Here is a 21,527-nt window from a genome sequence, read left to right on the forward strand (position 1 = left end):
TTACATCAATCAATCATTTCAATAACCTGGGACACTTTTAGCAACCGACAGGAACGGCAACATTTGACCACTTTCCCTTCTCGTTGTCTGACGGAATATGAGGCCTAATCTCCTCTACACTTCGCTCATACAAAACTGGCGGATCTGCTGACATATTCCAGATATGAAAGTGGTAAGCGCTTCCAATTTTGTCGGCAGTGTTCCACTCATTCCTTGATAAAAAAAACCGAAGTGGAGAATTTGTTGTCGATTTCACCTCAATCATTCGATTGATTTCGTTTTCACCATCTAAGTCGTATGACAGCACATCGTATCCAGCAAAATTGTCATCTAACCCTGTCCACTCTGGTGACTTGCTTATGCCGAGTTCTTGAAGCCTAGACTTCTCCCAGTTTATTGTTAGCAACTCTGCAGCGCGGGCCTGTACCATTTTTTCATAATCAACAGCAAGTCTAGCATGGCCAACTACGTCATCCCACCAATTGACAACCGACGTGCTGGGAGGGTTTTCAAGCAAACCGGCAGCGCTAAAAACGTCTCTGTCATCACTGTCGAGTGAATGCACAAATCGCACCCGACCCTGACGCATGGATTTTGACCAAATCGGCTGATGGGTAACGACAACGGATTTAATGCACTCCTGATAAAAATGCACGCCAATTAGAGGACAATCTGGCGAAACAGATACATGAAGATGAGCTGCTGCTTCCATATCCAAACTATGGGCGTCCGCCTCTGCACTTTCAATCAGAAGCAACAGTTCTTCGATTGCAGTATCCACATGTTGAACAGCGTAAGTGCGCAAAAGTCGCAACCCTTCAAAACAGGACAGCGAAAAAAGCCGTTCAGTTGAAGGTACGCCTATCATAATGCTTCATCTGCGATATCTGGAGCTTTGTTCTCAAGCTCAGAGATCAAATCAATAATATCCTGCAATCTGACATCGTAATCTATTGGATCATCTGCTTGTTCTTCATCATACGCCAGTTTATGTAAATCAGGATCATTTAGAAGCTCCTGCATATTTCGTATCTTCTGGGTAAGACGACGACTGACAGATAGATCGATACTCCCAATTTCCGCAGGCGCCTTGGTTCTATAGACAAATATGTTTGTTTCTTGGTCGGGGCTTAATCCAAGCCTATGAATCCTATCGATGGACTGTAGATAATGTGTCGAAACGTAGCTGCGATCTACGTAGATTGCATTGTGGCAGACGGTATGCAGACTAATTCCTTCACCAGCGGCCGCAGGATTCGCGATCAACACCGAACAGTTAGGGTCTTCGTGAAAACGCCGAATTTTGCCCTCACGGGTGGTCTCATCGCTAGCGTCTCCTGAAGGCACCCCTCCGTGGATATAAACTGGATTAAGATCGGCCAATGCTGAGTCTAGACTTAGTATCGTTCCAGTGAATATTGTCCAAATGACAACTTTTTTACCCTCGTGCGCCAACTCTCGAGCATGATCCATTACTGCTTGGAGTTTTTGTGAGTGACCTTCCTCAAGCACAGAGTCAACAATTGCCGAAGACACTTCTACATCGTCATTGGCCATCGCATTTAGTGCAAGAGAAGGACTGACTGATAGCTGAAGCAGTCGCATCACCGAGCGACGGGCTTTCGCTAACTCACCGTCGCCCAAGCCCTTTGAAACACTTTTAGCGTAATTTCGCAGGAACTCATCCCGTATGATTGAGTACAATGCGAGTTGGCCGTCGCCCATGGGGACATCAATGAATCGTCGAGTGGCTTCGGGCAATCCCAATTCTTTTTTTGTTGTACGTACATAAAGATTGCCGAGTACTTCGCGCGGAGGTGTTCCGTACGAGATATCAAGCCCGAGTCCTTGGCCGGGCCATAGGAATTCTAATTGCGACTCCATGTCAGAAGCTGCTTGTGGCATTGGAGTACCGGATAGTATGTCACGCCGTACTGGCAGCGCAGCAATTCCCAGCAAAAATGAACCGCGTTGTGAAGCATAGCCAGCCTTCATTCTGTGCGACTCGTCCAAGATTAGATGCGTCGGAATAGACGCCAAGTGATTAGCAATGGTCGACTGTTGTCTAATTGCAAGGTCATATGAGATAATAAAACGACGAGCACCGGACGACAAAGACATTGACGTCTGTTCCTCTGTTCCGTCTAAAACAGTAAAGTGTTCGGCATTCACTGGTGAAATACTAGGATCGATGCAATCTTCCACAACATCTTTCCACGCTTGAAATGCCGCTTTTGGAGCAACGATCATCAAGTGTTGGTTTGGCTCCTGAAGAAGAATGTGCAAAGCAAATGTGACCGTCGTTTTGCCCGCGCCGGGTACTGAGAAATTTGCGCCGTTAGAAAGAGCGAGCAAGCGCGACAAATCTCTTAATTGAAAGTCTTTTAGCTTCCTTTTGGAAAATCCTCTGACAGTGAGTTCCGCCAATAGTTCTTCGTTGGTCTTTGCCACCGTCGGTTCTACTTTTCTCGACATACGAACCGAACGCATTTGCTCCGCAAATTCAGATAGCCTGCGTTTGGCCTCGGCAGAAGGTAAGAACCGAAAACTATAAGTTGATTGGCAGGACTTTGTGCCGAACTCTCGAACAATCGTGAGCGTATCAGGCCAAGACAACCTAATTGAGTGTCCTGTACTCTTGTGTTCAAAATTATGAGACAATATAGCCGAATTGATCAGGCTCCAGATAGACACTCCTACTTCAGTTGAAGATATTGAGATGATACCATGCCCCGAATTATCAACAGCCACTGATACCCCAGAAACGTCACTCATTTATTCCCACGCCCTCAGTCGGTTTTTTGCTAGCATCAACAGCAGCGTCTATTTCATCTTGCAGTTTGGCAACCAAGTCACCAATGGAACCCAATTGTTTGATCATCGGCACATATGTACTAATTCCGGCAGTTGATATGTCGATTGCCGCCAACTTCGAATGGATTTGGGCTAGCGATTTTAGGGCTGCATCTTTTCTTTTTTTCCCTTTTTCTCGTTCAATCGCGGTTACGCATGCCTCAATCAAAACATCAACAGAATCTTCTCGTGTTTCCTCAGATTTCAGTATGTCGACGAAAGGCTGATAATTCACTGCCAACTCGTCGTCGTCGATTGAAAAGTCAAATTCCTCACTCTCCTCATCGTTTGAGCTGGATAGGTCAATTTCTAGCTCATCAGAAACAGTGTTGATTACTTCAGGGGCAAGTTTTCCAAATGCAGAATTATATCCGTAAACTCGTCCCGACAATTTGTCTCTATTGTCAAACAGCGACCAAGCTATTGCTCGGCTTGCGTTTTGCATCATCGCCTGCTGCGTACCGATTTGTTTTGGAATATCTTTAAATAACTGCTCGCCGTCTTCGCTTACCAGGCCATACTGACCCGGCTTTCCTGTCCAATCTGATAGGTAAAGCTCCGCTTCTTCCAATGCCTGCAAAAGGTTTTTAATTTCGGCAGGTTTTCGGCGCAATTGGTGAGCAACTTGATCGAAAGTTCTATCTTTGTTCAACTGGCGGCGCACTAGTTGCGCTTCACCAATCCAATCATAGTCCAGTTTTGTTTGGGGGCGAGCTTGAAGAGCCGCTTCAATATCGTCGATATCGTCAGCAGATGATTCAGGGGGCAAGACTGCACAACGAACATATGCGAACCCTGCATGTTTATTTGGCTGGGTTCCATAAAGCTCTCGCATTGCGCTTAGACGCCTATTCCCATTAACAACGACACCTGTCGATGTAATTAGAATTGGATCTGTTTGCCCCTCTAGAGTTAAGACCTCATCAATATTTGCTATGGACGCTTTGGCGTTCTTTGTAATTCGTCGAAGAATGTTATGCTGTTCAAGTTGTGCTGACGACGATTCTTGACCTTTACCGAAAAATTCGGGAGGCAAGCTCTTTTTTGCAATCGTATTCTGTTGTTCAGAATAGGTTCGGCAATTCTCCATCCTGTAGACGGGCAATTTTATATCGAGCTTAATAACTTTTAGATCAATAGGATCACCACGAAAGTCATCAAGCCTGTACGTGTTATTCGCAGAATCTAACGCTTTAAGTATGATTGCCTGTCGCTCAGAGCGAGGCGTTGTCTTAATCTCAAAATTCATTTATTCCTCACTCAAATGCAATTACTAGAATGGGCAGTGTAATGACACTGTCAAAAAGCTTTAGCTCACGAATAACGCGCTCAGCGTAGGCAATGTTATCCCCAATTGCTTTTGCTGCGTCCTTGGTTGGCAATGCCAGTCCCGCTGCTTCAATCTTTCCAGATTTATAAAGATACTCCAGTTTAAGGAGGTCATAGGGCGCGCGACTCATATTTCCAGTTTGGAGTTGAAATGCCATGTCTTCCTTCATGGCAAAAACTTCGAGCCTCGTATCGCTATCTAGACGCACATCTAGCGCCCACCCCTCCTCGAGGAATTCTTTTTCAACATGTTCTCGAATGCGAGCCGTGCATCTAGGCGCGATTTTGATGTTAGGAACTTCAAAAATGTCAGTAACCCATTCTTTCAGCTCCCTACGCCCCCATTCTGTACCGGCTTCATGATGTTGATCATATGTGTATGCGAGCTTCATAAACCACCCTTTTTACTTGGTTCATAAACTGGTTTATTCATTGGCCGCGTTCGGAGTTCACCACGATACAACAAATCAACTCTTTCATTGGTGATATCGATGTATTCCTGCATTACGTCACACCCATATGCATTGCGACCGTTCTTAAGCGCCGCAATAGCCGATGAGCCTACCCCTAAATAAGGATCAAGAACATTTTGCCCCGAGTTCGTCAAAGAAAGCACCAACCGCTCGACCAAGCCAACGGGAAACTGACACGGGTGCTCGGTTTTCTCGACGTGATTGGATTTCACATTAGGTATATCCCAAACATCCGACGGATTTTTACCAAGGGGGTTACTGGATAACTCTCCCTTGTTTGGCCCTTTGAAGTGCTTTTTGTCCGGGTATTTGGAAGGAATCCGAACTGGATCCAGATTGAAAACGTGATCGTCAGATTTTGTAAACCAAAGTATTGTCTCGTGACGACCGGAAAACCGTTTTTGGCAATGTAAGCCATGTCCAAACGTCCACATAATTCTATTGCGTAGTTTCAAACCATGATTTTTGAACAAATCATACAGAATTATGTCGAGAGGAAAAACTTCACCGTCATCGACATGATTGCCAACCTGCCAGCATATCGAACCTTTTGGGTGGAGTAGTCGGACTGCCTCAGCAATAGTTGCAGCTTGATCTTCAATGTATATATCTAATGGACGTCTCTTCTCGTATTCTTTGCCAATATTATAAGGAGGAGATGTAACTATAAGATGCATGCTGTTCTTTCGGAGCGACCTCATATACTCCAAATTGTCCGCGCACTGTATGTTCACCTTTGTTTTAGGCTTTAACGTCTTAATAACAGGCTGTTTTTTTATCAATTTTTGCATAGTATAATATTACACTCTAGTTCAAGCCCTGCAAGTTCTTTTGCAAACTAGGTCTTTGGAAAGGCTCGGTGAATCAGCGAACAGATGACAGTCTTATGTCGCACCATAACCTTAGAGTGGAGCTTCATCCAGCACTAGATGCCAAAGTCGAGGCCGCTCCCCAAATACGCTCTTTGTTTCTCTAGAATAGTGACGTTGAAATATAGTCGATATTACCCTTGGTCTGCGGGTTTGGGGGAAGAGATGTTTCCCCAGCCTCAATGGCATTGTCCCTGAGAAGCAGTCGCGCTGAAAGCGGCTCCATGAAATGGGCTTGGGGTTTTCAGGGGAGCAGGAACGCTCCCTTGAATGGTGGTGCAGCGACTAAACGATTGCGAGTGATTAATCGGTGATACGATTTACTGGCGTGAATGACACTGGGCCAATCTCTCATTGGTACTGATGTAGTGAATGCCACAGGCCAGAGGGATACAACGGGAGAGCGCTAGCGTCTCCCTTGTCAAGTGGTGATGCTTGACCCACAGGGTTCAGACAAATGCTGTTTGTCTGACAGCACACATCTTGCGGGCTGCGGTATTTTGTTATTCTTCAACTCAAGTTGGCAGACAGAGTTGATCTCGCATCTATCAACACACGATACGCCCGAACGGGGGGCATTTGAAATTCGGTACGACATTACCCCTAGGCATGCGGCTTCACCCTAGGGAACGCCAGATCAAGGAGCTAATGGGTTTAGAGCAGTATCGACAGCCGGGGGCGACTTCGAAGGACTAGCATTTCTTGAAAATGCTGCTGTTGCGTCCGGTGCGGGTTGCGATGGTTCATAATCGGGCATATGTTGTGCAACCTCTTCTGGCATAAAGTCTTCAAGCTCCGCTGAAAGTTCGTCAAGCCGTTCTTGGGTGACACCTTCTTTACTTGCCTCATCTCGAGCGGCGTCAGTAAGTTCTTCAAACTCGTGGATTCTTTGACGCGCATCCAGGGCATTCTCTTTTTCAGTTCTCAACGATCCACGTTCTTTCAACGCATCTAAGAAGCTGTCAACGGGTCGATGGTCTGCTGCAAAATTTTCGTAAGCGTATTCATCATCGCCAACTTCACTTCCCCACTCGTCATAAGCTTGACTGCGTTCAGCGTTGAGGAAAACACGTCTACCATCATCCATGATGTTTGCATGTTCCCAGTGGGGTGCAAGCCTTCCCTCAACAGCCAGAATACGCCTTGCGATATCTTCGAGTAGAATTTGATTTTCGATCAGCGCTGCAGTCGAGGCCTCGTGATTAGTATCAAGTTTCTCATTGAATAGTTTGATTTGGTCGTGCGTTGCAATAGACACTTCAATGGCAGTTGCCAACACATCATCAGCAAGTTTACTTTCAGCATCATTGCGGTGTTTTGCTTCTTGGCGCGCTTTAACAAACCACTTCTGCTGCCGAAGCCATTCAGATTGGCTCCGCTCTTTATGCTTGAACTGGTCTATGAGTTGTATCAATTATTCTCCACATTCCTTACTTACCAAAATATACAATAGTGCTGCTGGCTGCCTTGTTGGATGTTTTGCAAAAAAAGCATCAATTAGCGGCCATCGATCAGTTTTACCGCCTAACCAACCAGTGATGCACCGAAGTCCCTCACCATCTTTATTGCCGTTTCTCCATCGCGCATATGCCAATCCATCCACTATCCCCGTCACATAGCTTACTTGTTGATCTGAGGTCATTTTGTTTAAAACAAAACCTGCATCCAAGTTTTTTGAAGCTGCCTCCTTAGTAACTCCAAGTAAACTTAAAAGTATTATTGCAGTTATTTGTTTATATTTACTTAATTTAAACCAATTCAACTTGGCCATAATGGACCGTTTTAGTCAAATTTTACTTCGGACATATTGATTTGTTATAATTATCATACAATATAGATAAATCAGTGGGTTGGTGGTGTGGCCACCGAGAATGAAACACCAGGACAAAAGGGGTCACTTATGACACATGCAAACGCATGCTCAAAATTCGACTAAGGTATTGAAATACATGAAAATAGGATATCTCCGCGTTAGCACAGAGGAACAGAATCTAAATCGACAGATTGATGCGCTGACGCCGCTTTGTGACAGGCTATATGTCGAAAAGCTGTCGGCAATAGCAAAGAAACGCCCCGTATTCGATTTCATCATGAATTCGCTTGAGTCAGGACAAACCCTAGTCGTCTGGGACTTGGACCGCGCGTTCCGTTCCACCATTGAAGCAATTCTGTGCGAAACTGAACTTCGTAAGCGCAACATTACATTTGAAATAGTCTCGCTGAAAGTCAACACAGCCGAACCTGCCGGAGAGTTTGCCTATTCCATTATGGCTGCAGCGGCCCAATATGAGCGCCGCATGATCTCAGAGCGTACAAAGCAGGGTTTGGCAGCGGCCCGCAAACGCGGTGTGATCTTGGGTCGCCCGCGTAAACTGTCAGAGCAAAACGTCGTCAGCGCGATAAAGCGCTTAGCAGTTGGTGACGTTTGTGTTCAAGAACTCGCACAGGAGCACAATGTCCATCCTCGAAGTATCCGGCGCGCTATAGATCGGCACAACAACGGTTTATGATGCCACCATTGGCGCAGATATATCCCAGCCAAACCTGCAGCAATGAACCTATGACAATCGCTATGCGCATCTATAAACAACGTTGGTGTTGTTGACTTTAACTTCGCTGTAATCCATTCCCAAATCATGGGCGATAGCATCATAATCCAGATAGAACTGAATGCGTTCGGGAATGTCTCCAAACAACCCTTCTTCAACGAACTGGTAAGCCAGGTCTTTCAAACTATCGACTTCGTAGATGTCGATTTCAACGCTGTCTGGGTCTTCACACAGGCTAGCAATGGAATAGCCACATTCCCCGACAGCAATAATGAACTTTGTTTTTTGGTCGATGTCCCATTCGTCTGCCGCTTCCATGAAAAGCTCCAGCGTGGCTTGATCTAGCCCCCAAGCCTTTGCGAGCTCACAATCAATGCGGTCACCATCGATAAATTGAATTTCAAATTCTTCGACTTTTTGGCCGCATCTGTTTCGCAAAGTAGATGCTTGGCAGTCATATTCTTCTATTGATCGAAAATAATATCCCTCGGCTGAAATGTCATAAGGTTGTGCGTAAAATAATAGGGTCATGTTGTCCTCGTTCGGTTTTGGTTTTCAAAACGAAGCTTCTTGAATTTCTTCTTTCTGCCCCGCGCATGAAACCTTGCCGAGCGGCGAGCGACCATCTTTTAGGTCACCGGGCTTCCTAAAGCCGCGTGACTTGGTCGTTCGGTCATAAGCAAAACACCCCAAAGCTTCACCGCTTGCGGCACCTCTTTGCAAGTGATCCGACAACACGGGAGGCGCACTCTTGCGCCGAATGGAGCGGGCCGGAGGATTGAGGCTATTGGATCAGGTGAGTTTGCGTTGATGTAAGCTGGTTTTGGGTTTCCATGTCCGGTGTGCCGGGCATAATACAAAGTGGCGGCAATGGTATTTGCCGCCTCAATGCTCTCGGCATTAACAACCTTATCGACAAACAACCAAAGACAGGGGCAACAGTTTACACACGGCGTGCAGCCCAGACTTGATTTGATTTGATTTGATTTGATTTGAAGTATATTACACTATCCATTTGACATATACACAAGATATATGTATATATACTTATTGTTGTTAATATTGATGGAAATTCTATTTCTAACAATATGAACAATTACTTTATAAAACTTACAGATGCTTTTATCACCAGCGGTCAACCGCTCTCGGGAAAAGCGAAGCCGATTTCAAGTGGGCCCGCATTGCTTCCGCTTCGAGACATCGTGCGAATTGAATCCAAGAGCGAGCAGAACGTAGACATCGAACGCAGCTTCCAAATTGTAATGGCTGGGGACATCTATGTTCAAACAGATGACCCCGTGGAAGAAAAGCTATCCTCAAACCCAAACGGTTTGATATTAGGCTGACGTAAAGATACGTTTCAGAACTCTTTTCCCAACAAGAATATCAATAAGATTGGGAGTGTAAGAAACGAATGAATTCACTGAATTGTCCTGGCCTAACACCCAACTAATTAAATCAAATTCAGTTGCCGCTACCCCGATCAAACTGCCCTTAAATTCGCGACCACCATCACGTGCGGAGGTCCTAAAGTTGTTCAACTCTTCAACTGAATACTCAGTGGTCAGTATTCCCAGAACGCCAAACTCTCCGACAGTATGGTCAACAAATACGTTCGAAGCCTCAAATTCAAATTTATCAGTATTCAGATCAGCTCCCAACTCCTCCGCAACCATTCGTTTCCACCAAACCGTTAAGTCGACATCCGTCGTCCCATGAGGAATATCCTCGTGATTGAGCCCCTCATTTACTGGAAGGTGTAACTTGCCATGCTGGATGCCGTTAGATGATTCATTTTTTAGACGAGTAAAACAAATCTTAGGTACACCATTTTTGGGTTTGCAAATGATGAAGCAATTTAGGCCGATCGATGGCGTTAGATGTGGAAGATGAAACTGTCTATTACCGATTTCAAGTGTTGGGTATTCTGTCATTTCATCGAGCCAATAGGGAACCTTTCGGCGAATATCTGCGTAAACTTGGGACATTATCCAGTTTGTGAAATAGTCAGTTTCATAAAGCTCAACTGTCGCTGCAGTGGTCTCATCTCGATCTATTGGGATGTATGAGGTTAAATTCCAGACCCCAAGTTTTTTCATGTTGTACGGCTTATGGGTTTTAGTCGATGCAAATTCTGCAATGACTAAATCCGAATAAATTTTGCGGTATTTTTCGATTGCGCCTTGTATATCGAACTCATCAGCAAGTGACGCACATTTAGAGAGGGGTGAATCCTCAAAATCAACACCAGTATGATTGATCTGGTATTTAATTTTTTTGGATTTTACCAAATTTACTAATTCGTCGGTAAATGGAATAAAAAATTTATTATCTCCCAGAAAGAGCCTCAACTCGTCTGAAGCGAACCCTCCATAGTTTACATTAGAAGATTTTGACGCGCCCGAGATAGGTACTGAGAACTCGTTCGTTTTAATGCGCAAGACTTGATGCCAAACATCGTTTAACGAAAAGCTCTCTGCATCAATTCGCGCAACAGCGGTTTTTCTGTTCGCATCTGAATCCTGCACTTCCAACCACGCATTGTGCAGGGCTGCTTTTGCGTCAATATCGTTCATTTCGTTCTTTTTCAGAAAGAATACATCGGCGATTTTCTTATAAGTGGCAGCATGAGGTATCTGACCTTGGCTCCTAATTTTACCTATTGCATCAGCACCAATTCCGGTCGCCTTCGCGAATGCAGCATTGGTCCATTTATCCCCTTTGTTCCCCTGCCCCGCATTTAAAAGCCGATCAAAGTGGTGACTAAAAATATTATTTTTCAATTACTTATCCTCTAAAAGACCGACTCAATGTCGAATTCAAAAACCATGTACCTATCGCCTCTCGATGGAAACAATGTCAATGTCCAGGTACTCTGGAAACCCAAATTGGGCAGAACGGAGGGAAACGATGAAGGGAAATATCATGACAAAAAATGATCCAGTCAAAGACATCTCATTGGCGCAAATAGGCGGCGCGCCTTTAACTTGGGTCGGAGAGATGGCACGAGTCACACAAATGAACATCAAAAACGGCAAGAAAAAATAGGAAGTGGGGCCACAAAGTTACAGCTTTGCGGCCCTTTCAAACAGAAACACCTCTCGAAAAGGACACTCCTGATGAACAACAATCAACTTTCACTTTTTGGCGACCTTGAGTCAATTTCTGATTTGCCAACAACGCCCGTTCCCGCCGGAAATCTTTGGCCACCGTTGCGTGGCAAAGTGAATTGCCCTGCATGCAATGGCTGGGGAACCACCTGCACCGACTTTCTCTGTGGCATGTGTCGTGGACGCGGACGCATAAAGCACTGACGTCTCAACACTGAACGACTGGCGCGGGTAGTTCGCGCCAGTCACAATCATCGAATTTTCGGAAAACAATAGAGAGCTGATCGCAGAACGTGCGATTTCGGCAAGGGGACACCTATGCGCTTTTGCAGCCCCCAAAAAGCCCGCTCTTTTAGTCCAATGGAGCACTAAACATGACAGATGAAAGAAATCAAAACGCAAATCCTCAAAGCGAAGAATATGCTTTGCACTCCGCCCTACCAAACAAACCGGGTGTCGATTTTAAAATACTACTACTTGTTTTCTTGGCAGTATTTCAGTTCTTCTTATTGTGGAGCGCCATGTCCAAAATGCTTGGTGGCAGCGACACACTCGCTCTGTTTACAAGCCTCTCGATTTCGCTCGTCGCAGTCGTATGTGGGTTCACCTTAAATCATCTCGCGGTGACACGGGGCGCTGAACTAAGCGCCTTAAACTTCAAGAGCGTGCAGCTACTCAGCATCGTTGGGATTATCGCAATTGGATTTGCTATCTCAAGCGCGACGATCACCGGCAATGTCAAAGATACAGTTGGTATAATCCAACTACAAGAACATCACGCCAGCACCGCTGAAACCGTTGCCACGAAAAACAATGGTGCAATTCAAGCCACACAAGCGGTTCCGGTTTTATTTGCCATTACGAGTGACCTAGCTGCAAAAGTAGAATGTGAAAGGCTGTCTGCTTGTTTATCCGAAAGCGGCTTACCGGGCATCGGGCCAATCACGCGGCTTTTGGTAGAAAAAAGTGCAAGAGCACAAAATATCTCTGACATTTTAGCCGATGGTGAAATCGCACGCCAAGAATCCCTGGAACGTATGAACGAGCTGATGGGCGAATATCAGGGTGCTCTTGATAATGACGAATTGAGCTTCCGCGAAAAACGCAGCGCCCTGCAAAAAATATATTCTCAAATCGTAACCGAAGGCGCAACGTTAGACAATGCAATCCCAAAAAGCTTGTTATTCGCCTACGCAAACGAACTGCAAGGAAAAGTAGAGCTCAAAGGCCGCCCTGTTGCTTCTCGAAATGTAGATGCGGTTCTTAACGGTCACGGCAAAGCATTACAGCGCGTCCTGGAGAGTATCGAAGAGGAAGCTGCTCGTTACGCACCATTTCCCAAGTCAGCCTCACTGGCTGATGTGCTGAGCTACATTGCTTATTATTGGCCCTTTGCAGCGGTTGTGTACGGCGCGGAAGTTGGATTGCCGCTAATGTTGTTTTTTGTGACCTATGCGCGCCTATATTGGGTGATTCACACAGAACATGGTGCCAACCCACCAGCAAAGCCTCGTGATGATGCTGCTGACTTTCGGAAGCTTTTGCAGTCGCAGCGCAAACCTACGTCGAAACCAAACTCGTTCGCCGTTGCTCAAAATGAGCATCCTGCACCCCGCAAAGTTGGTCGTCCGCGAAAACCCAAGTCAAATGGCGTTTCTCAAGATGGGATGAATGGCTAATGACACAGGCTCCTACACATACGGAAGCCACGAGACGACCTGCGCTATATCGCGTAGCGCAGGTCGTCTCGATCACTTCCATTTTAGCAATTGCTCTCATGATTTTTGCCAGCATCATTTTCTGGGACGCACCCCACCGTGATGCCCGCATTCGCGTTGAGCAAATCAAACACGCTTGGTTTGGTGATTGGGTCATGGATGAAGACCTTAAACCTAAAGAGAAAGAAACGCCTGCCACCGAGCAATTAGCAAATGCGTTGAGTGAAGCAAAAGACATTTCATTTTTTCAGAATGAAAATTGGTTTGGCACACATGTCATTTTAGTGATCACAACAGGCACAACGTTTGCTACGGCAAATGATCTCATCAACGGCAGAGTCAAAAACCAGTGGTGTTACACCACTTTTGATAGTGGCGGTGTTTCGACCAAAATCGATCTTGGATCGAAAACTTGGCTAAGCGCACCTGATTTTGCCGAACTTAACAATATCTCAAATGCAGGTTTGACCCAACTCGGTGTGGACACAAGTGGCCTTTCGAATATTGCGCGCACTCACTGTCGTTTCGGTAATGACCGCGCGAACACACCCTCCAAAAACAGGGAGAACTCATAATGTTTGACCCAAATAATTTGCCCATCAGCGGCGGACTCTTTTTAGTTGGGATTTTGTACGTGGTTGTCGCCATGTTTTTTACTGGCCCAACCATCGGCAGCAGAACGATTGAAAAGTCTGGATTTTTACCAAGATGCGAAAAGTCCCTAATCAAATTGGCGGCACAAGATGCGCCTGACCTCCAGACGCCCGCACCGTCAATTGACTGTAATAGAGTGATGGGCCTGTTTGCTGGCCCCGAGGCGCGCCAGTTTTGCGACGCTGCTGGGTTCCTATTTGAAAATCCTGTTACCAATCAAATCGAAATTCAGAACCAACGGCTCAAAACCCAGCACCAAGAACGTATTAGAAATGCAGCTGCAAATGCTTCGACTGCTTGCGAATGCGCAAAAAATGTTCAGCTAGAAAACCGTGTGCCTTGGGCTTTGGTCGCTGGTTCACTGCGATTTGTAGTGCCTTCTGAAATCAAAAACTTAGAATCTGAGCTTTTCGAAGCGCTGAACTCACCTACATGTGCAGGGAGGTTCCAATGATTTTGGGTTCCATTACCGTCAATCCGCGTGTCGTTAGAACACATCGAAGTAGTTATTCTGTAGCGGGCTTGAGAAAAGTCAAAACCAATCGGCCATTTTTTGCTCCTTCGTGTGCGCTAGGTATAGCCGCCTGCGGTTTCCTATTTGTATTCGCTGACATTTTATACATACACGAGATTTTCTGGGCATTGATCATCAGTGTGACAGCGACTGTCGCTGCTTCGCAGGTTGGGCTTCTCGAATTTGTTTCTCGTGACCTCAGCACCAAGCAGGGTGATGTCATTTGGGGGCACTATAAAACTCTCGATCTCTACAGAGATCAAATCATGCCGCTTATTACTGCCGCTGAAACAGGAGGTTCTCATGAGTGATCTCAATAGCTCCACAGGTCCGCTCATTCAGGCGAACATCAAGATCGCCTATGGCATCCTTTTGGCAGGCGTTGGATACCTCATTTGGCCATCAGATGTTCACTGGTACGCCTTCTATGCTTTTTCAGTCGTGATGTATCTCTCTGCCCTCATCTGCGTTGGCCAAGCGATCAAAATTTTTCACACGGTTCACTACAATGACGGTCTGCGTGACGAAATTCTTGCGCGCGGAAAACAAGCCCATAACGCCAAAATCATGGATGACAACGACCTCAAGAACGATGGGATGATGGAATGAAAAAGCTTCTCAAATCTATCCTGGGCGTTACTCCCAAAAACATCGCAAAAATCAAAAGACAGAACCGCGAAATTCGCCGCATTATCGGGTTGAGTAAAGAATCCGGCAAACCGATATTTGAACCCAACACGACCACAAGCTGGTTGATACTTGGCGGCGCTGGCTCAGGTAAGAGTACGGCAGTTACGGTTCCAGCGATTCTAAGTTTGCTGCGGGACCATTCACGCGGCCAATGGATCAACGATGTAAAGGCTGAAATCGCGCCGCAAATTGCATCGATGTGCATCAAGCATGGTCGCAAATTTGCTGTCATTGATCCAACCAATCAAATGGGCAAAGACTATCCCCATACGGTGCACGTTAATCCACTTGATCATCTCATTGAAGCTTACAAACGCAAAGACACCAATCTACTTTCAATGGTTGAGAGTTTTGCCAACATCATTATTCCCGAACCGGAAAATGATCCAAAGAATAAGTATTTCAGACAAGTTCCCCGCGAAATCGGCGAACTAGCCGCTCTTCTGATACTAGAAAACCAACCGGACAATTTAACTCTTGGGGGAATAGCTGCCTTAATATCTGACCCCGAAACGTTCAACATGGCAGTTGATGCGGCATGTCATGACGGCAATCAATTTACCAAAATCCGCGCCCGTCAATTTCAAGAAATGCGTGACAATGATCCTGAACATGCATCTCAACATAAACTCGCTATAGCGTCAGCTCTCAGGCTGTTTCAAGAAGGCGCGGCTTTCCACGAAGTGGGGTATGCAAGTGACATCACCGTCAAAAAACTGCTCGACGAAAACTACATTGTTTGCGTTGTCGGCAGTGTGGCTCATGCCCAACTTCAGGGCGCATATTATGGGCTGGTGTTTAATGCGGTGCTGCACAACCAGCTCTCTGGGAAATGCGGCAGGACGATCCTCATTTTTGATGAATGTGCGAATACACCAGCGAAGGAGATCATCGAGAAAGTTACAATTTTTCGCTCGTTCGGTCTGCAAGTTTTGTACATCGCCCAAAGTCTCGCCGATCTGCAACGCCAATATGGCGCAAAAACAATTGCCACCTTGGAAGACAACACGTTCCAACAAATCCTAAAGGTGGGAAATTACGAGGCGGCTGAACGACTTTCAAAAGCCATTGGTGATGTTGATAACGTTGGTTATAGCCTGAATGAGCAGGGTGGAAAACTCAACTTATCGCGCACCATCAATATCGGGCGCGAACGTAAATTCTCCGCAGACCAGCTGAGTAATTTGCATGCATCAGAGCAAATTATCAATGTTGGCAAAGGGTATATTCATGCCGACAAATGCTTTCAGAACTACATGTTCCCTTATGCACTGGAGCTGGAGGCGAACCCAGTTGAAGGCGGCATTCTTCCGCCCATTTGCAAAGTAACTTTGCCCACGACACCGTGGGGGCAATCATGAAGTTCTTACGTTATTTCGGTTGGACAATATTTCCGGCGGCGCTTGTTGGTGTCTACCTCACCTTCGGGCTGCCCTATCTCAATGCAACTTATGATTTCAGGAACAATGGGAAGGGTTACGATCCATGGGCCAAACGGCATTATCTACGCTGCACCTATTGGAACCCCAAAGGCGACATCACAATTTACCCGATGGATGGGAAATGCCCCCGCATCAAGTTCTTTAAAAGTGGGAGGGGCTAATGCGAACTTACAAGCTTCAGCCAAGGCGTTGGCATTCGCCAATGCAAGTTTTGAATTTGGGTCAACTCGATACGTGCAAGGTATTTAATACCCTCCAGCACAGTTGCCTGATCCACTTCGCCGTCTGCGATCTGTTGATCACAATGATCTTTAGGTTGGAGTGTCAGGCCGTAAGGCTCAATGGCAATCCAAAACCCTTCATAATCCATGGGCGCCAACCACTCTTCAACCTCATCAATATCTTTAAAAATTTTCATGCATCAAGAATAGCAAACTTGGATTCTGCGACGCAAATCCAACGTGGAATGCGAGGCTCAGTATGACCTCACGCATTTCCAACGATATCAAGCGCAGCTTCGGACTTGCCTCCCTTCAAAGGGAAGCCGCAAAAATCCTCACCGACAAAGAATGGAAAACGCTTCAAGCCATCAAACAGAAATATGCCGACCAAGTAAAATTCGAAAAGCGTGCATTCGAACTTGAGTATGACACACGTGTCGAAGTGGTTCGCAGACGCCTCATTAATCAGGCTGGCTCTAAAACTAAAGAGCTAAAACCCCGATGGGTGGGGCGGGATCGCTTTAGCAAAGCAGACACGCTTCGTCTGGCGCAACGCTATGTAGACAACCAGTTCCAGCAAACTTTAGCACACTTAGAAAAATCGGAAATCAAAGAAATAAACGCTTTGATGGAACGCTCCGAACATCGACAGGTCGCCCGCGAAAAACCCAGAAAAGACTTTGCAAAAGCTGTTAACCGCCGAGCCGGTCAAGATCGGCGCAAAACCGACAAGCAGTCAATCAAACACACGCGCAGACGTGATCGCTAATCCAACCTAAGAAGGAGCTTAAGATGAACATCGCAACAAACGAACAAGACATGCAGGGCATACAACGCGCCCTCAATAGTCCGACAGGTCGCAACCTTTCCCAAGCACAACGCCCTGACGCTTTGGCCATCGTGGATATTGTCCATCGTGAAATTCACCGGGTTGGCAAATTCACCGACAAGCTGGGTGACTATGCCAATGCGCTCGCACGATCAGAGAAGTTCGATGCAATGAAAGCCAATGTGATTGTTCGAGAGCTATATAAAGAGCGCTATGGCGAAACCATGAAAGTCACACTGGACAATCTTAAGGCGCGCGAAAAATCCCTAAATCCTGAGCAAAAAGCTCTAGCGCTTAGTCACGCCAAAGATGTTGGGGCGGCTATTGAGCATGGCGATAAAATGCCGTTCTTTCGTGCGCTTGATAATCAATCGGTCATGCTTGCAGAAGCGCTGCGCATTACCCAGTCTGGGGCCAAGCGCCAAATGGCAGAAACCTTCACCCAAAGCACAGGCAAAGACTTTTACGAGCACAACAAGGTACTCGAAAAAGAGTTCTATACGCCCCAAATTGAAGCTGAGCGTGAACAACGGACTGCATCAAGGCAGCACGAGAGCAAGCAAACACTAAAGCAATCGCAATAATGTCCTGCGCAATCAACCAACAAAGCGGCGAAATACGCAAGATTATTACGCCGTTTCTCCTTGCATAGTAGGAATATATTCCTCATACTGCTTCTTTTGCTGAACCAAAGGAAGGCGAATATTGGAAAGGATTTGAGATTTGGAACGAGAGAACAAGAGTAGTCTGGCCAGACCAGAGGACACCACAGCGCAATCCCACTTCTCGTTCCTTTCCATGGATTGGGAAGAGTTCGGGCATCATTTAGAGGATAGCGACCTTACCGACGATCAAAAGCGAGAGCTGATCGAAGCCGTCTGGAACATCATGGCAGCCTTCGTTGATCTCGGGCTTGGCATTCATCCCATACAACAAGCGGCACCTGACGACTGTGGGCAGAATTTGGATTTGTTGGCGTTTATCTCCAATAAATCGCCAGAAATGATAGAATTGGCTTCTCATGAACAGAAACAATTTGGCCAAGCAGCGGACGATAAGTCATTCGCGCCGAAAGACGGGAGATCAAAATGAACACTTCAAACTCACACGAACAACCTTTGCGCGCGTTGATCTATTGCCGAGTATCAGGCACCAAACAGGCGGTTGAGGGTCACGGATTGGAATCTCAACAAACCAGGTGTCGCCAGTATGCTCGTGATAAAGGTTATTTGGTTGAAGCCGTCTTCCCCGATGATGTTTCGGGCGGAGGAGATTTTGTGAAACGTCCTGGCATGGTTGCGTTGCTCGCCTATCTAAAGGCGCAGCCAGATAAAAACTATGTCGTCATATTTGACGATCTTAAACGCTTCGCTCGCGACACAGAGTTCCACTTTAAACTGCGCCGCATGTTTGCCGAACGTGGGGCACGTGTTGAATGCCTAAACTTCAAATTCGAAGACTCCCCAGAAGGCAAATTCATTGAGACCATCATCGCTGCACAAGGCGAATTAGAGCGTCAGCAAAACGGTCGGCAAGTCCTTCAAAAGATGAAAGCCCGCATGCAGAGCGGGTATTGGTGTTTCCATGCGCCCTTCGGATATAAGTTCGACAACATAAAGGGACACGGCAAAATCCTTATCAAAGACGAGCCGATGGCCTCTGTCATTACCGAAGCGCTTGAGGGCTATGCCTCGGGTCGATTTGCGTCGCAATCTGAAGTGAAGCGTTTTCTTGAAAGCCAACCCATCTTTCCCAAGAACAAACGTCATGAAGTTCCTCAACAACGGGTCGTCGAGATTTTTGACAGATACCTTTATGCAGGCATGATTCACCATCCTAAATGGGACATAAATTATGTGCCAGGACAACATAAAGGGCTGGTGAGTTTAGAAGTGTTTCAAAAGATACAAGAACGACGCCAGACAGCGGCATATGTTCCCGCACGAAAAGACATCTCTAGTGACTTTCCGCTTCGCGGATTTGTAGCCTGCGGTGACTGCAACAAGCCATTCACGGCCTGCTGGTCAAAGGGCAAAAACAAGAAATATCCGTACTATCTATGTGATACCAAGCATTGCGCCAGTTACCGCAAGTCCATCCCTCGTCAGCAAATAGAAGATGGATTTGTAAAAATCTTGCACGGCATGAAACCCAGTCGCGAACTGTTCAATCTGGCGAGGGCCGCATTCAAATCCATTTGGAACCAGCGCAGCAAACAAATCGAGCAAACACTGGAATCACTTAAATCCGAAGTCATCGCCACAGACAAACAAATTCAAAATCTATTGGACCGTATTATGTCGACAACCAACACAACCGTCATTACCGCGTACGAAACCAAGATCAATGATTTGGAGCTTCAAAAGTCTCTAGCGCAGGAAAGACTACGCAATAGCGCCATTCCAAAAGGCAGGTTTGAGGATTTTATCGAACACGCGCTCAATTTTCTTGCAAACCCCTGCAAACTCTGGGAATCAGGCAAACCGCACTTGCAACGCATGGTGCTTAGATTGGCGTTTTCCGAGCATTTAGCGTATTGCAGAAAAGAAGGTTATCGAACACCTAAAACATCCTTGCCATTCAGGATGTTAGGTCATATCTCAACATCAAATGTTGAAATGGTGCACCGGGGAAGATTCGAACTCCCGACCCCTTGATTCGTAGTCAAGTACTCTATCCAGCTGAGCTACCGGTGCATTTTTGACGGTAGGTAGTGGCTACCCTCGTCTGTGTGGCAAAGGCATATACCGGGCTGATTTGGATTGCAAGTGCCTGATTTATATCTTTCAAGTTTTTAGCGATCTTTTTGACCATGCATTCAAATTAGTGCGCTTTTGCAATCGGCAATTCGACCGAAAAGCTGGTGCCTTTTTCACTGTCGATATAGGCAAGATGTCCGCCGTGTGCCTCGGTAATTTCTTTGGCGATAACCAAACCAAGGCCCGTGCCGCCTGCCCGGCCGGAGCCATCGAAGGCGACGAAAAGATTTTCTTTTGCGCGCGGGGGCAACCCCGGGCCATTGTCGCTTATCAGTATCTGATAGCAGTTGGGCAGATTATTAACTTTGACTGAAACTTGTTTGGCACCGCCCGTGCCTTTGTAGACTTCAAGCGCCTCGCGGGCATTTTTCATGAGGTTCACAAAAACCCGAGAAATCTGGTCGGGATCAACATTGATCACCACGTCGTCTGGCACGCTGTTTTCAAATTCAATGGATGGATGTGAGCGCACCCCGGCGTCAATTGCGGACTCGTCAATCAGCGCCCGCAAATCCACATGCATGAATTTGGGCGGAATGGTTTTTTGACGGCCGTAGTCAAGAACCGACTGCGCGAAATTGATCGCCCTGTCGAGCGTTGTCACCAAACGCGGTGCAAGGCGCTGCACTTGCGGGTCTTCAAGCGTTGCCACTTGATCAGATAGCATTTGGGCAGCACTCAGTGTATTGCGTAAATCGTGATTGATTTTGGCGACAGCGAGCCCAAGATCGGCCAAATGCTGTTTTTGACGCAGCATGGAAAAGACATCTTGCTCCATCATCGCCAATTCGCGTTCTGCGATGCCAACTTCGTCACTGCGATTTGAAGGCACGATGATCAGATTTGCATCTTCGGGTGTTTTGCGAAAAGCAATCATATTTTCGGTCATGCGCCCAATTGGCTGAACGAGCAACCGATTAAGGAAGAAGAAAATTGCAGCGGCCGTTGCAATGGCGATCAAAAGCGAGAGCCAGAATATATTACCCGAATAGGTGAGCATTTCTGATCGAAGTTTTGCTTCACTCATCAAAACTTCAACAATAATATCGGGCGCATCCGCTGGGCTGCCAATAATCCGCATGGTGCGATTACTACCATTCACAATAACATCCAGAGCGCCAACAATAAGGCCAAGCGAATCGCGTTGTCGTGTGTCCGCGTCCACAACAGCAACTGGCATGGGCATATCGAGCCGCTCAATCAATTGGGACTTTTCGTCCATGCGGATGACCAGTGCTTCGGCTTGCGCTGATTTGAGCAAATTATTGATCATGTCCGGGGTGAGGTCCATCGCATCGGGCACGGTTTCGATAACGCGGGCGGCAACGCCTGCCACCTGCACGCGGTCATCCAGCCAGCGAATGCGGAAATTAGCCACCGATGGCAAATAAATCACCACTTCAACAACCATAATCATCGTGATGATCATGGTGATGAGTTTGATGGATAAACCGAAGCGCGCGCGCTGATATGATTGATTCTGTGAAGCGGCCATAGGAAAACTATAATCCGATGTG

General features: G+C 46.5%; 24 protein-coding genes and 1 tRNA gene. 13 read left to right on the plus strand and 12 right to left on the minus strand.

Features of this window, described 5'->3' with window-relative positions; translation table 11 throughout:
- Positions 1 to 37: 37 nt before the first annotated feature.
- The 7 genes from ACJAZW_RS08245 to ACJAZW_RS08275 all read right to left on the minus strand — a co-directional run bounded on the left by ACJAZW_RS08245 (position 38) and on the right by ACJAZW_RS08275 (position 7,295).
- Complete coding sequence (locus ACJAZW_RS08245; protein WP_415156940.1) at positions 38 to 868, minus strand: DUF3883 domain-containing protein; 831 nt, start codon at positions 866 to 868, stop codon at positions 38 to 40.
- A complete protein-coding gene (locus ACJAZW_RS08250) occupies positions 865 to 2,775 on the minus strand; it encodes a DEAD/DEAH box helicase (RefSeq protein WP_415156942.1) in 1,911 nt (636 codons plus the stop codon). The genes ACJAZW_RS08245 and ACJAZW_RS08250 overlap by 4 nt, the downstream gene beginning before the upstream one ends.
- Positions 2,768 to 4,102, minus strand: a complete 1,335-nt coding sequence (locus tag ACJAZW_RS08255; RefSeq protein ID WP_415156944.1) for a hypothetical protein — start codon at positions 4,100 to 4,102, stop codon at positions 2,768 to 2,770. Before ACJAZW_RS08255 ends, ACJAZW_RS08250 begins: the two co-directional genes overlap by 8 nt.
- A gap of 7 nt (positions 4,103 to 4,109) precedes the next feature.
- Positions 4,110 to 4,574 carry a BglII/BstYI family type II restriction endonuclease gene (locus ACJAZW_RS08260; protein ID WP_415156946.1) on the minus strand — a complete coding sequence of 155 codons (465 nt, stop codon included), beginning with the start codon at positions 4,572 to 4,574 and terminating at the stop codon, positions 4,110 to 4,112.
- Positions 4,571 to 5,332: a DNA-methyltransferase gene (locus tag ACJAZW_RS08265; protein WP_415156948.1), complete on the minus strand. Its 762-nt coding sequence runs from the start codon at positions 5,330 to 5,332 to the stop codon at positions 4,571 to 4,573. Before ACJAZW_RS08265 ends, ACJAZW_RS08260 begins: the two co-directional genes overlap by 4 nt.
- An 829-nt stretch (positions 5,333 to 6,161) precedes the next feature.
- Entirely contained in the window at positions 6,162 to 6,938 is a 777-nt protein-coding gene (locus ACJAZW_RS08270; protein ID WP_415156950.1) for a hypothetical protein, read from the minus strand.
- On the minus strand, positions 6,939 to 7,295 hold the full coding sequence (locus ACJAZW_RS08275; protein ID WP_415156952.1) for a hypothetical protein: 357 nt from the start codon (positions 7,293 to 7,295) through the stop codon (positions 6,939 to 6,941).
- A 178-nt stretch (positions 7,296 to 7,473) separates the two neighbouring features.
- Between ACJAZW_RS08275 and ACJAZW_RS08280 the strand changes: the two genes are divergently transcribed.
- A complete protein-coding gene (locus ACJAZW_RS08280) occupies positions 7,474 to 8,034 on the plus strand; it encodes a recombinase family protein (RefSeq protein ID WP_415156954.1) in 561 nt (186 codons plus the stop codon).
- A gap of 60 nt (positions 8,035 to 8,094) precedes the next feature.
- Here the strand turns inward: ACJAZW_RS08280 and ACJAZW_RS08285 are convergent, their stop codons facing one another.
- Positions 8,095 to 8,604, minus strand: a complete 510-nt coding sequence (locus ACJAZW_RS08285; RefSeq protein ID WP_415156956.1) for an antirestriction protein ArdA — start codon at positions 8,602 to 8,604, stop codon at positions 8,095 to 8,097.
- An 806-nt stretch (positions 8,605 to 9,410) separates the two neighbouring features.
- Positions 9,411 to 10,856, minus strand: a complete 1,446-nt coding sequence (locus tag ACJAZW_RS08290) for a hypothetical protein (protein WP_415156958.1) — start codon at positions 10,854 to 10,856, stop codon at positions 9,411 to 9,413.
- Positions 10,857 to 10,998: 142 nt separating this feature from the next.
- On the opposite strand from ACJAZW_RS08290, the gene ACJAZW_RS08295 reads away from it, so the two are divergent.
- From ACJAZW_RS08295 to ACJAZW_RS08330, 8 genes are all read left to right on the plus strand, one after another.
- Positions 10,999 to 11,121, plus strand: coding sequence for a hypothetical protein (locus tag ACJAZW_RS08295; protein ID WP_415156960.1), 123 nt, complete (start codon positions 10,999 to 11,001; stop codon positions 11,119 to 11,121).
- A gap of 436 nt (positions 11,122 to 11,557) precedes the next feature.
- Positions 11,558 to 12,862: a hypothetical protein gene (locus ACJAZW_RS08300; RefSeq protein WP_415156962.1), complete on the plus strand. Its 1,305-nt coding sequence runs from the start codon at positions 11,558 to 11,560 to the stop codon at positions 12,860 to 12,862.
- A complete protein-coding gene (locus tag ACJAZW_RS08305) occupies positions 12,862 to 13,476 on the plus strand; it encodes a hypothetical protein (RefSeq protein ID WP_415156964.1) in 615 nt (204 codons plus the stop codon). The genes ACJAZW_RS08300 and ACJAZW_RS08305 overlap by 1 nt, the downstream gene beginning before the upstream one ends.
- Positions 13,476 to 14,009, plus strand: coding sequence for a hypothetical protein (locus ACJAZW_RS08310; RefSeq protein WP_415156966.1), 534 nt, complete (start codon positions 13,476 to 13,478; stop codon positions 14,007 to 14,009). The genes ACJAZW_RS08305 and ACJAZW_RS08310 overlap by 1 nt, the downstream gene beginning before the upstream one ends.
- Positions 14,006 to 14,380, plus strand: coding sequence for a hypothetical protein (locus ACJAZW_RS08315; RefSeq protein ID WP_415156968.1), 375 nt, complete (start codon positions 14,006 to 14,008; stop codon positions 14,378 to 14,380). The genes ACJAZW_RS08310 and ACJAZW_RS08315 overlap by 4 nt, the downstream gene beginning before the upstream one ends.
- Entirely contained in the window at positions 14,373 to 14,678 is a 306-nt protein-coding gene (locus tag ACJAZW_RS08320) for a hypothetical protein (protein ID WP_415156969.1), read from the plus strand. Before ACJAZW_RS08315 ends, ACJAZW_RS08320 begins: the two co-directional genes overlap by 8 nt.
- Positions 14,675 to 16,120, plus strand: a complete 1,446-nt coding sequence (locus ACJAZW_RS08325; protein ID WP_415156971.1) for a type IV secretory system conjugative DNA transfer family protein — start codon at positions 14,675 to 14,677, stop codon at positions 16,118 to 16,120. The genes ACJAZW_RS08320 and ACJAZW_RS08325 overlap by 4 nt, the downstream gene beginning before the upstream one ends.
- Complete coding sequence (locus ACJAZW_RS08330) at positions 16,117 to 16,362, plus strand: hypothetical protein (RefSeq protein WP_415156973.1); 246 nt, start codon at positions 16,117 to 16,119, stop codon at positions 16,360 to 16,362. The genes ACJAZW_RS08325 and ACJAZW_RS08330 overlap by 4 nt, the downstream gene beginning before the upstream one ends.
- Here ACJAZW_RS08330 and ACJAZW_RS08335 read toward each other — a convergent pair.
- A complete protein-coding gene (locus ACJAZW_RS08335; protein ID WP_415156975.1) occupies positions 16,359 to 16,619 on the minus strand; it encodes a hypothetical protein in 261 nt (86 codons plus the stop codon). The two genes, ACJAZW_RS08330 and ACJAZW_RS08335, sit on opposite strands and share 4 nt — an antisense overlap.
- Positions 16,620 to 16,681: 62 nt before the next feature.
- Here ACJAZW_RS08335 and ACJAZW_RS08340 point away from each other — a divergent pair, with 62 nt between their 5' ends.
- From ACJAZW_RS08340 to ACJAZW_RS08355, 4 genes are all read left to right on the plus strand, one after another.
- Positions 16,682 to 17,191, plus strand: a complete 510-nt coding sequence (locus ACJAZW_RS08340) for a hypothetical protein (RefSeq protein ID WP_415156977.1) — start codon at positions 16,682 to 16,684, stop codon at positions 17,189 to 17,191.
- A gap of 23 nt (positions 17,192 to 17,214) precedes the next feature.
- Positions 17,215 to 17,835, plus strand: a complete 621-nt coding sequence (locus ACJAZW_RS08345) for a hypothetical protein (RefSeq protein WP_415156979.1) — start codon at positions 17,215 to 17,217, stop codon at positions 17,833 to 17,835.
- 139 nt (positions 17,836 to 17,974) lie between these two features.
- On the plus strand, positions 17,975 to 18,343 hold the full coding sequence (locus ACJAZW_RS08350) for a hypothetical protein (protein WP_415156981.1): 369 nt from the start codon (positions 17,975 to 17,977) through the stop codon (positions 18,341 to 18,343).
- The gene (locus tag ACJAZW_RS08355) at positions 18,340 to 19,908 is read left to right on the plus strand and encodes a recombinase family protein (protein ID WP_415156983.1); all 1,569 of its coding nucleotides are present in this window, start codon (positions 18,340 to 18,342) and stop codon (positions 19,906 to 19,908) included. Before ACJAZW_RS08350 ends, ACJAZW_RS08355 begins: the two co-directional genes overlap by 4 nt.
- On the opposite strand, the gene ACJAZW_RS08360 is transcribed toward ACJAZW_RS08355, so the two are convergent.
- Together ACJAZW_RS08360 and ACJAZW_RS08365 are read right to left on the minus strand one after the other, a co-directional pair.
- Positions 19,871 to 19,947: transfer RNA gene (locus ACJAZW_RS08360), tRNA-Arg, on the minus strand. The genes ACJAZW_RS08355 and ACJAZW_RS08360 overlap by 38 nt on opposite strands.
- Positions 19,948 to 20,074: 127 nt before the next feature.
- Entirely contained in the window at positions 20,075 to 21,505 is a 1,431-nt protein-coding gene (locus ACJAZW_RS08365) for a sensor histidine kinase (protein ID WP_415156985.1), read from the minus strand.
- Positions 21,506 to 21,527: the final 22 nt, after the last annotated feature.

It is taken from the genome of Maritalea sp., from assembly GCF_047634455.1.
GTDB lineage: Bacteria > Pseudomonadota > Alphaproteobacteria > Rhizobiales > Devosiaceae > Maritalea.

Excerpts from the sequence above, each read along its gene's own strand:
- ACJAZW_RS08315 (WP_415156968.1), top strand. The coding sequence starts at position 14,006 with ATGATTTTGGGTTCCATTACCGTCAATCCGCGTGTCGTTAGAACACAT.
- ACJAZW_RS08355 (WP_415156983.1), top strand. The coding sequence starts at position 18,340 with ATGAACACTTCAAACTCACACGAACAACCTTTGCGCGCGTTGATCTAT.
- ACJAZW_RS08345 (WP_415156979.1), top strand. The coding sequence starts at position 17,215 with ATGAACATCGCAACAAACGAACAAGACATGCAGGGCATACAACGCGCC.
- ACJAZW_RS08285 (WP_415156956.1), bottom strand. The coding sequence starts at position 8,604 with ATGACCCTATTATTTTACGCACAACCTTATGACATTTCAGCCGAGGGA.
- ACJAZW_RS08310 (WP_415156966.1), top strand. The coding sequence starts at position 13,476 with ATGTTTGACCCAAATAATTTGCCCATCAGCGGCGGACTCTTTTTAGTT.
- ACJAZW_RS08330 (WP_415156973.1), top strand. The coding sequence starts at position 16,117 with ATGAAGTTCTTACGTTATTTCGGTTGGACAATATTTCCGGCGGCGCTT.
- ACJAZW_RS08245 (WP_415156940.1), bottom strand. The coding sequence starts at position 868 with ATGATAGGCGTACCTTCAACTGAACGGCTTTTTTCGCTGTCCTGTTTT.
- ACJAZW_RS08295 (WP_415156960.1), top strand. The coding sequence starts at position 10,999 with ATGACAAAAAATGATCCAGTCAAAGACATCTCATTGGCGCAAATAGGC.
- ACJAZW_RS08275 (WP_415156952.1), bottom strand. The coding sequence starts at position 7,295 with ATGGCCAAGTTGAATTGGTTTAAATTAAGTAAATATAAACAAATAACT.
- ACJAZW_RS08335 (WP_415156975.1), bottom strand. The coding sequence starts at position 16,619 with ATGAAAATTTTTAAAGATATTGATGAGGTTGAAGAGTGGTTGGCGCCC.
- ACJAZW_RS08305 (WP_415156964.1), top strand. The coding sequence starts at position 12,862 with ATGACACAGGCTCCTACACATACGGAAGCCACGAGACGACCTGCGCTA.
- ACJAZW_RS08250 (WP_415156942.1), bottom strand. The coding sequence starts at position 2,775 with ATGAGTGACGTTTCTGGGGTATCAGTGGCTGTTGATAATTCGGGGCAT.
- ACJAZW_RS08320 (WP_415156969.1), top strand. The coding sequence starts at position 14,373 with ATGAGTGATCTCAATAGCTCCACAGGTCCGCTCATTCAGGCGAACATC.
- ACJAZW_RS08340 (WP_415156977.1), top strand. The coding sequence starts at position 16,682 with ATGACCTCACGCATTTCCAACGATATCAAGCGCAGCTTCGGACTTGCC.
- ACJAZW_RS08260 (WP_415156946.1), bottom strand. The coding sequence starts at position 4,574 with ATGAAGCTCGCATACACATATGATCAACATCATGAAGCCGGTACAGAA.
- ACJAZW_RS08255 (WP_415156944.1), bottom strand. The coding sequence starts at position 4,102 with ATGAATTTTGAGATTAAGACAACGCCTCGCTCTGAGCGACAGGCAATC.
- ACJAZW_RS08365 (WP_415156985.1), bottom strand. The coding sequence starts at position 21,505 with ATGGCCGCTTCACAGAATCAATCATATCAGCGCGCGCGCTTCGGTTTA.
- ACJAZW_RS08325 (WP_415156971.1), top strand. The coding sequence starts at position 14,675 with ATGAAAAAGCTTCTCAAATCTATCCTGGGCGTTACTCCCAAAAACATC.
- ACJAZW_RS08265 (WP_415156948.1), bottom strand. The coding sequence starts at position 5,332 with ATGCATCTTATAGTTACATCTCCTCCTTATAATATTGGCAAAGAATAC.
- ACJAZW_RS08280 (WP_415156954.1), top strand. The coding sequence starts at position 7,474 with ATGAAAATAGGATATCTCCGCGTTAGCACAGAGGAACAGAATCTAAAT.
- ACJAZW_RS08300 (WP_415156962.1), top strand. The coding sequence starts at position 11,558 with ATGACAGATGAAAGAAATCAAAACGCAAATCCTCAAAGCGAAGAATAT.